Genomic DNA, 11,964 nt, shown 5'->3' on the forward strand with positions numbered 1-11,964 from the left:
TCAGGCCCGCCTCCGTCAGAAGGCCCCATGCGAGCGCCAGCGTCACCTGCACCGTCAGCGGCGCGACGAGGTTCAGCATCAGATGGCGCGTCAGAATGTAGTTGCGGCTCGAACCGAAAGTGCGCGCGGCGTCCACGAAGTCGCGCGTCTTCAGAGAGAGCGCCGGCCCGCGCACCACGCGGGTGAAGATCGGCGTGTAGACGATAGCGATGGCCATCACGCTGGTCCAGGTGCCAGGCCCCACGATTGCGATGATGAGCAGCGCCAGAAGGATCGCCGGGAAGGCCAGAAGCACGTCCATGAAACGCATGATCGTGCCGTCCCACCAGCCGCCGAACCATGCGGCCGCAAGACCGAGCACGATGCCCGCCACGGCGGCCAGCGCCACCGAGGCGAAAGCGACGATGAAGGACTGGCTGATGCCCAGCATCAAGCGGCTCGCCACATCGCGGCCGAACAGGTCCGTGCCCATCCAGTAGGTGGCGTCGGGCGCGTGCAGGCGGTCGACGCGGAACTGCATCAGCGGGTCATGCGGCGTGATGCCGAGATGCCCGAGAATGGCGATGATGATGTAAAGCCCAACGATGGCGCCGCCGATGCGGCCGCTCGAATGGCTGAAAATGGCGCGCAGCAACTGCATTATTTTGCCCCCAGCCGAATGCGCGGGTCGAGCATCGCATAGGCGAGATCGACCAGAAGATTCACGATCATGAAGTTGAGCGCGATGAACAGGACAGAGCCCTGCACCAGCGCGTAGTCGCGCTGCAGGATGGCGTCGAGCACCATGCGCCCGAGGCCCGGCAGCGCGAAGATCTGTTCCACGATCACAGCGCCGCCCAGCAGATAGCCGAACTCGACGCCGCTCAGCGTCACCACCGGAATCAGCGCGTTGGGCAGCGCATGCCGCCAGATCACCTTGCGCGCCGGCACGCCCTTGGCGCGCGCGGTGCGGATGTAATCGTCGCTCAAAATGTCGAGCATGGCCGAGCGCGAAATGCGCGTCACGGCGGCAGCGAAGGCGAAGCCCAGCGTCAGCGCCGGCAGGATCATCTGTCCCAGATTGCGCAGTGGATTTTCAAGGAAGGGCGTGAACTCGCCCATGGCCGGCAGCACCCCGAAACCGACCGACAGCACATAGATCGCCAGAAGCGCGAACACGAAGTTCGGCGTCGACTGGCCGATCATCGCGAAGATGCGCACGGCGAGATCGGAAGGCTTTTCATTGCGCGTGGCGGCGAAGATGCCCGCCGGCAGGCCAATGGCGAGCGCAATCAGCATGGAGAGAAGCGCCAGTTCCAGCGTCAGCGGAAAGCGTTCCAAGATCACGTCGAGCACCGGCTTGCCGAAGGTCACGGACACGCCGAGATCGCCCTGAACCGCACCGGCAAGCCAGCGCCAATATTGCGTGAACCAGCCCTGATCGATGCCGAAATAGGCTTCGAGCGCTGCGCGCTGGTCGGGCGTCAGAAGCCCGGCCTCGGTTCCCAGCATGGCGGTAATGGCGTCGCCCGGCACCAGCCGGATCGAGACGAAGACGAGGATGGACACCCCGAGCATGACCAATGGAAAGGTCATCAGCCTTCGGGCCAGGTAATTCATGAAGTTTTCACCCCGTGTCCTTCCAACTGCGATCGTCTCATGCGCGCGCCTTCAATTCCCGGCGCGGTATCCCGCCTGACAATCACTCGCCGACCGTCACCTCGGTCAGGCCGAACAGCGTGCCGGTCGCAGAGGGCACAAAGCCTTCCACGTTCTGCCGCTGCGCGGTGTAGGTGTAGCCCGTATAGAGCCAGATCCACGGCGAAACCTCCGCAAGATGCGCCTCGAACTTGGAGAAGATTTCCTTGCGCTTCGCCGGGTCCGTCTCTTCACGGCCTTCCTGCATCAGACTGTCCAGCGTATCGTCGATATAGTTCGCGACATGCTGCAGATTACCGGCCTTGGTCCAATAACGGTTGTACATGGAGAACGGATCGGCCCGGCCGCCATTCAGCGCCACCGCCATGTCGAAATCGCCCTTCAGCCAGGTGTCCACATAGACGTTGAGCTCCATCATCTTGATGTCGAGGTCGATGCCGATTTCGGCGAGCTGCGACTGGATCACCTGTGCTTCGGCAGCCGCTGTGGGCGGCTCGCCCGTGGCGGCGATCACCGTCGCGGAAAAGCCGTCTTCGTAACCTGCTTCGGCCATCAGCGCCTTTGCCTTCTCCAGATCGCGTTCATAACAAAACAGCGAAGCCGGATCCGAGCGATAGGCCGGCATGGTGAGCGGGCCGGTTACAGCGCCTTCGCCCAGAAGCGCGGTGTCGAGCACGTCCTGGCGGTCGATGGCGCAGGAGATCGCCTGACGCACCGCAAGCTCCGTCATTGGCTCGCGCGACGGATTCAATTGCAGCACGTGGTAGGCCAGAACCGGTGTGCGGCTCAGTTCGAGGCTCGCCTCGTTCGGCACCAGCGTCGCGACAAGCGGATCGTTGATCAGCGCGAAGTCCACCTGCTTGGTGCGCAGCGCCGCCAGTATGGCGGTCTCGTCCGGCAGAACGGAGATATCGATACCGTCAACACCGACCTCGCCGCCGGCCCAATCCGGATTGGCGCTCAGGACCTCTTTCTGGTTCGGTTCCCAGCTGTCCAGCTTGAACGGGCCGGAGCCGATTGCCTTGGTGCCGATCGTGCCGGCCTCGATTTCGCTCGCGGGAACCACCGCGGCGTTGATGCTTGCCATCGCTGTCAACATCGGCACGTCGGGTTGCGACAGATTGAAGACAACGGTCGTCTCATCGGGCGTGTCGATGCTTTCGATGGAGGTGAAGTTGGCCCGGGCAGCCGCACCGGTCGCCTCGTCGAGAACACGTTCGAAAGATGCCTTCACATCGGCCGGCGTTACCGTCTCACCGCTCTGGAACCGTGCATCCCCGTCCAGCTTGAAGGACAGGGTCTTGCCGTCTTCAGAGAATTCCCACGATTCGGCCAACGCCGGAACGATCTCCAACTCTGTGTTGAGACGCACCAGCGGCTCGTAGACCAACTCCAGAAGTCTGAGCGAGGAGAAGGCCGTCTGCTTGTGCGGGTCGAGCCCGGTCGCGTCCTGCGACCAGGCCATGCGCAGCGTCTGTGCCGCGGCCGGCATGGTTACCGTGGTCGTGCCAAGCGCTGCCGCAAGCGCCAACGACGCTGCGATGGTCTTTATCAGAGTCTTTTCCATATTCTTTTCCTCCGAGAGCGTTTGATGCCAGCGGCTTGTGGCAAACCGCGTAAATGACTGCCTCACCTGCTCGCAGTTTGAGCCTGTCTTTCGTTTATTGCCTGGCGCAGAAACCCGCCAGCCTGCTCTAGCGCTGCGCGCGCCTCTTCTACATCCATGTCTGTCAATGCAATGAAGATCGCGAGCTTCACATCATTGCCGCTTCGGGCGAGCAACGTTTCGGCCTCATCCGCTGGGCAGCCCGTCGCCTCCATGACGATGCGCGATGCACGTGCCAGAAGCTTCTGGTTGCTGATGTTAACGTCCACCATCAGATTCTGGTAGATCTTACCCATGCGGATCATGCTTGCTGTCGAGAGCATATTGAGAATCAATTTCTGCGCGGTCCCCGACTTCATCCGCGTCGAGCCGGTCAGAATCTCCGGCCCCACCACGGGCGCGATGGCAATGTCGGCGATGGCGCCGATGGCCGAATCCGGATTGCAGGAGAGCGAGACCGTGGTTGCACCAATCTCCTTGGCGTAGTTCAGTCCGCCGATCACATAAGGCGTACGGCCGCTCACCGCGATGCCCACCACGACATCCTTCGCTGTCAAACCGCGCTCTGCCAGCGCCTGTCGACCCTGATCCGGATCGTCTTCGGCGCCTTCCACGGCATGCCGCAGCGCATGGTCGCCCCCGGCGATCACGCCTGCCACCATATCTTCCGGCACACTGAAGGTGGGCGGGCATTCCGAGGCATCGAGCACGCCAAGCCGGCCACTCGTGCCCGCGCCCATATAGATCAGTCGGCCGCCGTTCTGAAACGCTTCGACAATCCGATCGACAGCTTTGGAAATATCCGGGATCACCTTTTCCACGGCCAGCGGCACATCCTTGTCGGCAGCGTTGATAAGCGTGAGGATTTCGGTTGTCAGCTGCAGATCGATCTGCATCGTCGCGGGGTTGCGGCCCTCCGACACAAGCTTCTCAAGCTCCGACATCAGCGTCTGTGCGTTCATAACGTCTCCCGAAATCACCCGTATGGCGCTTGGCGGGACTCCCGTTTCGCCAGCTTCACACCTTATCGAAGTGTTAAAATTGAAAATTCCAAGAGTCAATTCCGATCAAGAATAATATATTCCTATTGAGGCAAGTGCTTACCTCACGGCGGCATACCCGCCCCGCCAAATTCTCAGCGTCCGAGACCTTAAAATGGACAGCGGTGTAGCGTTCAGCCCCTGCGCAGCTCCGCGATGCGCTTCACCATCCCGCCGGTCGCCGCATCGCGGCTGCCGGCACCGGCCTTGCCTTCCACCACGGGCAACAGTTCGGTCGCCAGTTCCTTGCCCAACTCCACGCCCCATTGATCGAAGGCATTGATTCCAAAGAGCTGCGCTTCCACAAAAACACGATGTTCGTAGAGCGCGACCAGCCGGCCAAGCGCGAACGGGTCGAGCTTGCGATAAAGAATAGTGAGCGAGGGCCGGTTGCCGGTGAACACGCGATGCGGCGCCAGACGCTTCGCTTCGGCTTCGGGCACGCCCTTCTCCAGAAGCTGCGCCTCGGCTTCCTCCAGCGTACGGCCTTTCATCAGGGCTTCCGCCTGCGCCAGACAATTTGCGACAAGCAGATCGTGATGATGCTGAAGCCCTGCCTCATGCCCTTCCGCCGCCAGCATGAACTCCACGGGGATGATGTCCGTGCCCTGATGCAGAAGCTGGAAAAAAGCATGCTGGCCGTTCGTACCCGGTTCGCCCCAGACCAGCGGACCCGTCGGAGTGAGCACCGGCGAACCGTCTAGCCGCACACCCTTGCCATTCGATTCCATGTCGAGCTGCTGCAGATAAGCGGGTAGCCGCTCAAGCCGCTGATCGTAGGGGATGATCGCCCGGGCGGGATAATCACAGACTACACGGTGCCAGTATCCGATCAGGCCGAGAACGACCGGGATGTTTTCGGCAAGGGCAGCGCTTTTGAAGTGCCGGTCCATCGCTTCCGCACCAGCGAGCAGACGGCGGAAATCGTCAGCGCCGAGCGCGATCATGATTGGTAGACCAATGGCCGACCAGAGCGAGTAACGCCCGCCGACCCAATCCCAGAAGCCGAACACGCGCGACGGATCGATGCCGAAATCCGCCACATGATCGAGTGCGGTGGAAACAGCGGCAAAATGATCGCCCGTGGCAGACTGTCCGAGCTTTGCTGCGACCCATTTCTGCGCCGTGCGGGCATTGGTCATCGTCTCGATGGTCGTAAAGGTCTTCGAGGCGATGATGAAGAGTGTGGTCTCCGGATCGAGCCCGGCAAGCGTGTCGGCGATATGCGCGCCATCCACATTGGAGACATAGTGCAGGCGCGGTCCGTCATGATAGGGTGAGAGCGCCCGCGTTACCATCACGGGGCCGAGATCCGAGCCACCAATGCCAATGTTCACCACATCGGTAAAGGCCTTGCCGGTCGCGCCATGGATCGCGCCCGAGCGCACGCCGTCGGCAAAGGCGTCCATCGCCTCCAGCACGTCCCGTACGTCCGGCATCACATTGTCACTATCGTTGTAGACGGCACCGCCGGAAAGGGCACGCAGCGCCGTATGCAGCACGGCGCGGTCTTCCGTGACATTAATATGTTTGCCGGCAAACATATCGTCCCGCGCCTGTTCCAGCCCGGCGGCCCCGGCAAGCTTCACAAGCAACCCGATCGTTTCCTCCGTTACTGCCGCGCGCGAATAGTCCAGCGTCAGGTCGTCGAAGGAGAGCGAGAAGCGGTCGAACCGGTTCGGATCGGCAGCAAAGACAGCACGCATATCCAAAGATGCGGTTCTCGCGCGATGCTCCCGAAGCGTAACAAGCGCGTTGTCGAATGCCGTGTTCAAGGGGGCCTCCTGCAAAAAGAAACGTGGTTCTTTTAGCAAACAAAATGAGGCAGGACAGGGGGTTGCTGGCATTCATCAATTTCTTTGTTGGAACAATCAATTGTACCAGGGTTGACATGCATTGACCCAAGGGTAGGCTTCGCCGCCGAGAGGAAAGCCATATGCCAGCCAGAAATGACACCGCCCTTTGGACCGGCCTGTTCAAGATCTCCCCCGAATCGGGACAGACGCTTCAAGCACAGATTCGCCAGGCCATCGTCTCGGCCATTCTCGATCGCCAGATCGCCCCGTCCATGCCGCTCCCGTCCTGCCGCATTCTCGCGGAAAAGCTGGGTGTCGCACGCGGTACGGTTGTGCTGGCCTTTCAGCAACTTGTCGATCAGGGCTTCCTGATCGCCCGCGAACGTCGCGGTCATTTCGTCAACCCGGAGGTGCTCGCCGCGCCCCCGCGCCCGCCCCGCAAACAGGGCGGCAAGGACGGCGTGAACTGGAACACGCGGTTCCAGGTTCTGGCCAGCGAGATGCCCGAGCCGCGCAAGAACGAAGACTGGATGAAAGCATCCTACCCCTTTGTCTACGGCCAGTTCGACCCGTCGCTCTTCCCGACCGCCGAATGGCGCGAATGCAACCGCATGGCGCTCGCGGTGCTGGAAATCCGCAACTGGGCCGCCGACATGGTCGACCGCGACGACCCGCTGCTTATCGAGCAGATCCAGGCGCGGCTTTTGCCCCGGCGCGGCATCTTCGCAAATCCCGACGAGATCCTGATCACGCTCGGTTCCCAGCACGCGCTCTATATGCTGGCTACCCTTCTTATGAGTCGCGGCAAGAAGGTGGCGGTGGAGAATCCGGGATACCCCGATGCACGCTCCATCTTCCAGCTCGCCGGCGCTGAGATTTCGCCTGTCCCGGTCGATCGACAGGGCATCGATGTGGCCCAGATCCCGCAGGATGCGGATTTCGTTTTCGCCACACCCAGCCATCACTGCCCGACCATGGTGCCGCTCAGCCAGGCTCGGCGTGAGGCGCTGCTGGAGGCCGCCGAGCGCAACGACTGGATCGTGATTGAAGACGATTACGACAGCCAGCTCGCCGACGAGCGACCGCAGGCGGCCCTCAAGGGCCTCGACCGCACCGGCCGCGTCGTGCATCTGGGTTCCATGTCCAAGACGCTCGCGCCCGGCCTGCGCATGGGCTACATCGTGGCGCCGGCAGACCTGATCGCCGAACTTCGCGCGCTGCGCCGTTTCATGCTGCGCCATCCGCCGGCAAACAATCAGCGCGCCGTGGCCCTGTTCCTGTCGCTCGGCCATCACGACACGCTTGTGCGCCGCATCTCCGCAGCCTTCGAGGAACGGCGCGAAAAGCTCTTTCAGGCCGTCGGCGACATCCTTCCGAACTGGAGCGCGGCCGACATTCGCGGTGGTACGTCGCTGTGGCTCGAAGGTCCGCCCGGACTGGACACCGCAGTCCTTGCCAAATCCGCTGCCCGACGCAGCGTCTTGATCGAGCCTGGAGCACGTTTCTTCATCGACCGTCCGCGCGCCACACAGTTCATGCGGCTTGGCATCTCGTCCATCGCGGCGCAGCAGATCGAGCCCGGCATCCGCGAGCTGGCGGCAGCCGCCGCCGAACATCGCCGCGTGGCGGCATAGCAGAACGATCGCCCGCCTCGGAACACCGGCTTCCGAGGCGAGTGCGACTTCCAGCAGAACGCCCCTGCCCGCTAGAGAATTGCAAATCCCATCCCCGCCAGCGCGCACAGAACCACGGCCATCCATGGGGGCGCCTTCCACACCGTCAAGAGAAGAAAGCAAACCGTCGCCAGAGCGAAATCGGCCGGTGAAAGGATCGCCGTCGTCCACAAGGGATCGTAGAGCGCTGCCGCCAGTATGCCGACCACTGCGGCATTCGTGCCCATCATCGCCGCCCGCGCCGCGTCGATCTGCCGGAACCGGTCCCAGAAGGGGGCAACGCCCATCAGAAGCAGAAAGCCCGGCAGGAAGATCGCAAAAAGCGCGATCATAGCGCCCGCGCTTCCCGTGGGCGGAGAGTCCAGAACCGCGCCCAGATAGGACGCGAATGTGAAAAGCGGTCCCGGTACGGCCTGGGCCGCACCATAGCCGGCAAGAAACGCGTCCCGCGAAACCCAGCCGGGCTCCACCACGCCCGCCTCGAGCAATGGCAACACCACATGCCCGCCGCCGAACACCAGCGCGCCGGCGCGATAGAACGTGTCGAATACGGCAAGCCCTTGCATCATCTGGTCCGCCAGCGGCAACCCGAGAAGCAGCAGGGCAAACAATGAAAGGGAGACAATCCCGGTGCGCTTCGACAGTCCGAAAGCCACCGTCTTTCCTGCCTCGCCAACCTTGTTCCGACACATTCGCCATCCGAGCAGAGCGCCGCAAAGAATTGCGACGATCTGCGCGAAAGCGCTGGCCGCAAGCGTCACCAGAACAAGGGCTGCAAGCGCGATTCCTGCGCGCTCGCGATCTGGGCAGAGCGACCGCGCCATACCCCAAACCGCCTGCGACACCACCGCGACTGCAACGATTTTCAGGCCATGGAGCAATCCTTCTCCAAGCGGATTATCGAGCGCACCGGCGAAAAGCGCGAAAGCGAACAGAAGCAGGGCCGAGGGCAGCGTAAAGGCCGCCCATGCGGCGGCGGCTCCCATTGGACCTGCCCGCAGGAAACCCAACGCAAACCCCACCTGGCTGCTCGCCGGCCCAGGCAGGAACTGGCACAGCGCCACGAGGTCCGCATATGCCTTTTCGTCCAGCCACCGGTGCCGCACGACCAGCGCGTCCCGGAAATAGCCAAGATGCGCGATGGGCCCGCCAAACGACGTCAGGCCGAGCTTGAGAAAGACGCGAAACACTTCCCCCGTCGTTCCCGCCGTCTCTGTCCTCGCCTCGTTCTGCACATCGCTATTGCTCATTCTCTTACCTTGTCGCCAAGCCGGTTCGCTGTCGCATAATCGCAGCACATGTCAGTCGCAAGACAACACTGCCGAGGCGCAAGCGGATGGACAAGACGCAAGCGGTGAGTTAGCCAGATCGGGAGCACGGTTTCAGGAGGAAAGCGCCATGGCCATGGTCATCGAAGGTGAAGAACGCATCGAAGCGCCGGTGGAAACGGTCTGGCAAGCGCTGAACGATCCGGATGTGCTGAAAGACTGCATCCCAGGCTGTCAGGAGTTGGAAAAGACGTCGGACACCGAGTTCGAGGCCATCGTGGCGCTGAAAATCGGACCGATCAAGGCGAAATTCAGCGGCGCCGTTGAGCTCACCAATCTCAACCCGCCGCATTCCTACACGATCAGCGGCGAGGGCAAGGGCGGAGTCGCCGGTTTCGCCAAGGGCGGAGCCGATGTATCGCTTAAGGAAGACGGTCCGGACGCCACGATCCTGAGCTACAGCGCCAAGGCCGATGTCGGCGGCAAGATGGCCCAGCTCGGCAGCCGCCTCATCCAGTCGACTTCCAAGAAGCTCGCCGGCCAGTTCTTCTCCGATTTCAGCGCCCGGGTAACCGGCGGCAATTCGGAAGAAGCCGAAACGCCGACGGCCTGAGGACGCGCCTCTCCTGCTCTAAATTCTCGCTATCCCCTGAAAACGGGCTTGCGCTTTTCAAGGAACGCCGCCACACCTTCGCGGTAATCGTCCGAGCGCCCAGCCTCGCGCTGCAATTCACGCTCCAGTTCCAGTTGCGCATCCAGAGAGCTTCCCGGCGCGGCATGGATCGCTTTCTTGATCAGGCCATAGGCCCGGGTCGGGCCGTGCGCCAGCTTCGTCACCAGCGCTTCGGCCTCTTCCATCAGGGCCTCGTCTTCCACTGCACGCCAGATCAGGCCCCAGTTCGCGGCATCTTCCGCCGAGAGCGGCTCGCCGGTCAGCGCCAGCGCCTTGGCGCGCGGCTCGCCCAGTATGCGCGTCAGGAACCACGTGCCGCCGGAATCCGGCACCAAGGCGATTTTCGCGAATGCCTGGATGAACTTCGCCGATTTTGCCGCCAGCACGATGTCGCATGCCAGCGCGATGTTCGCTCCAGCGCCGGCGGCAACGCCATTCACCGCGCAGACGATGGGCTTGTTCATGCCGCGCAGCTTGCGCACCAGCGGATTATAGAAATTCTCGATCGTGTAGCCGAGGTCCGGCTTGCTTTCCATCTTGGCCGGATCGCGGTCGCCCAGATCCTGCCCGGCGCAGAATCCCCGTCCCGCCCCCGTCAGCAGCACGGCGCGGCAGCTCTCATCCTTGGAGCAAGTTTCGAGCGCGTTTCGCAGCGCCAGATGCTGCGCCTCGTTGAAGGAATTCAGCTTCTCAGGTCGGTTCAGCGTGATCCGGTGCCAGCCATCGTGACGCTCGTGAAGAACGGTTTCATTGTTTTCGACGCTCATGCTTCATCCTCCGGAGCAAACGGCAGATCACCACGCGGAACGCCTTGTACATACCCATGGCATGCGACACTCCATGACGGAGGTTACGTTACACAGTCGATTGCTTTGTTCAATTACCCGTAACCCATTATTCGAAAATGATGGCCGGCGCCTCATCCGCAGCGTTTTGCATGGCGGCGGTCATATGCGCCTCGACCCGCGCGGCGATGTCCTTGTAGACCTTGGCTTGAACCCCGTCCGGGTTCGACGCCACGACTGGCGTGCCGGCGTCGGAGGTCTCGCGCACGTCCATGGTCAGCGGCACTTCTCCGAGGAACGGAACGCCGAGCCGTTCGGCCTCGGACTTGGCACCGCCATGTCCGAAAATGTCGTAACGCTTGCCCGTGTCGGGAGCGAGGAAATAACTCATGTTCTCGACGATGCCGAGCAGCGGCACGTCGACTCGTTTGAACATGTTGAGCCCCTTGCGCGCATCGATCAGCGCCAGATCCTGGGGCGTGGAGACGACGACGGCACCGGCCAGCGGCACCTGCTGAGCCATGGTCAACTGCGCGTCGCCCGTTCCAGGCGGCATATCGACCACGAGAACGTCGAGGTCGCCCCAGGCAACTTCGCGCAGCATCTGGGTCAGCGCGGAAATGACCATCGGGCCACGCCAGATCATCGGCGTGTCCTCCTCGACCATGAAGCCCATGGACATGACCTTCACGCCGTAGCCTTCCAGCGGTTTGAGGATCCGACCCGAAACCGGTTCCGGCCGTCCGGTCACCCGGAAAAGGCGGGGAACGGACGGGCCATAGATATCCGCATCGAGCACCCCGACCTTGAGGCCGTTCGCCTGCAGCGCCAGGGCAAGGTTGGCCGTGGTCGTCGATTTGCCGACGCCGCCCTTGCCCGATGCGACGGCGATGATGTGCTTGACGCCCGGAACGCCGGGCTTTTGAGCCGGCTGCTCCGGAGCCTGCTGTTGTGCGCGTGCCTGCATGGGCGGCGGCACACTGCCCACCTGCGCCTTTGAGGGTGCCGGACGTACCGGTGCTGCGCCGGAGCTGCCCGCTGCCTCTTCCGCCGTCAGCGCGACCATGGCTGTCTCGACGCCCGGGATTTCCTTCACAACCTTTTCCGCGGCCTGGCGCAACGGTTCGAGCGCCTGGGCGCGATCGGCCGGGACGGTTATGGAAAAGGCAACACGGCCATCGGAAACGAAGATTTCCGACAGAAGGCCCAATGAGACCAGGTCTCCTTCCAGATCCGGCCCCTTGACCTTCGACAGCCGCTCCAGCACCGCCTTCTTGATTTCTTCGCTCATTCCGTTGCCCCGGTTCGCGTCTCAATTTCGATGGCCGCTGCTCGGCCAGCATATGTGCGCATAACGTAGTCACGCATCTTGGGGCGTCAATGGAAACCGGACAGGCGTTGCCAGCATGGAGCATTTTACCGTGTCACGGGTAGCCTCGACCGGAGAATCGCCGCATGACTTCGCTGCCAAGGCCTTCCCTTCCC

General features: G+C 62.4%; 10 protein-coding genes. 2 read left to right on the forward strand and 8 right to left on the reverse strand.

Going from position 1 to position 11,964, the window contains the following annotated elements:
• The 5 genes from QZ638_RS18350 to pgi all read right to left on the reverse strand — a co-directional run.
• A partial coding sequence (locus tag QZ638_RS18350) for an ABC transporter permease (RefSeq protein WP_295813355.1) occupies positions 1-640 on the reverse strand: 640 nt, incomplete at its 3' end.
• A complete protein-coding gene (locus QZ638_RS18355) occupies positions 640-1,599 on the reverse strand; it encodes an ABC transporter permease (protein ID WP_065816584.1) in 960 nt (319 codons plus the stop codon). The genes QZ638_RS18355 and QZ638_RS18350, both read right to left, overlap by 1 nt.
• Positions 1,600-1,681: 82 nt before the next feature.
• A complete protein-coding gene (locus tag QZ638_RS18360; protein WP_295813356.1) occupies positions 1,682-3,205 on the reverse strand; it encodes an ABC transporter substrate-binding protein in 1,524 nt (507 codons plus the stop codon).
• A 62-nt stretch (positions 3,206-3,267) separates the two neighbouring features.
• Positions 3,268-4,206 (reverse strand): N-acetylmuramic acid 6-phosphate etherase, encoded by a 939-nt coding sequence (murQ, locus tag QZ638_RS18365; RefSeq protein WP_295813357.1) that lies wholly within the window; start codon positions 4,204-4,206, stop codon positions 3,268-3,270.
• Between the two features lie 212 nt (positions 4,207-4,418).
• Entirely contained in the window at positions 4,419-6,059 is a 1,641-nt protein-coding gene (gene pgi, locus QZ638_RS18370; RefSeq protein ID WP_295813358.1) for a glucose-6-phosphate isomerase, read from the reverse strand.
• A 161-nt stretch (positions 6,060-6,220) separates the two neighbouring features.
• Between pgi and QZ638_RS18375 the strand changes: the two genes are divergently transcribed.
• Positions 6,221-7,714, forward strand: a complete 1,494-nt coding sequence (locus QZ638_RS18375; protein ID WP_295813359.1) for a PLP-dependent aminotransferase family protein — start codon at positions 6,221-6,223, stop codon at positions 7,712-7,714.
• A gap of 71 nt (positions 7,715-7,785) precedes the next feature.
• Here the strand turns inward: QZ638_RS18375 and chrA are convergent, their stop codons facing one another.
• Positions 7,786-9,003, reverse strand: a complete 1,218-nt coding sequence (chrA, locus tag QZ638_RS18380; protein ID WP_295813360.1) for a chromate efflux transporter — start codon at positions 9,001-9,003, stop codon at positions 7,786-7,788.
• Between the two features lie 148 nt (positions 9,004-9,151).
• Here chrA and QZ638_RS18385 point away from each other — a divergent pair, with 148 nt between their 5' ends.
• Positions 9,152-9,634 carry a CoxG family protein gene (locus tag QZ638_RS18385; RefSeq protein ID WP_295813361.1) on the forward strand — a complete coding sequence of 161 codons (483 nt, stop codon included), beginning with the start codon at positions 9,152-9,154 and terminating at the stop codon, positions 9,632-9,634.
• A 29-nt stretch (positions 9,635-9,663) separates the two neighbouring features.
• Here QZ638_RS18385 and paaG read toward each other — a convergent pair whose 3' ends face one another.
• Together paaG and QZ638_RS18395 are read right to left on the reverse strand one after the other, a co-directional pair.
• A complete protein-coding gene (gene paaG / locus QZ638_RS18390; RefSeq protein ID WP_295813362.1) occupies positions 9,664-10,461 on the reverse strand; it encodes a 2-(1,2-epoxy-1,2-dihydrophenyl)acetyl-CoA isomerase PaaG in 798 nt (265 codons plus the stop codon).
• A 127-nt stretch (positions 10,462-10,588) separates the two neighbouring features.
• Entirely contained in the window at positions 10,589-11,770 is a 1,182-nt protein-coding gene (locus tag QZ638_RS18395; RefSeq protein ID WP_295813363.1) for an Mrp/NBP35 family ATP-binding protein, read from the reverse strand.
• Positions 11,771-11,964 lie beyond the last annotated feature (194 nt).

This window comes from uncultured Nitratireductor sp. (assembly GCF_913053745.1).
GTDB lineage: Bacteria > Pseudomonadota > Alphaproteobacteria > Rhizobiales > Rhizobiaceae > Nitratireductor.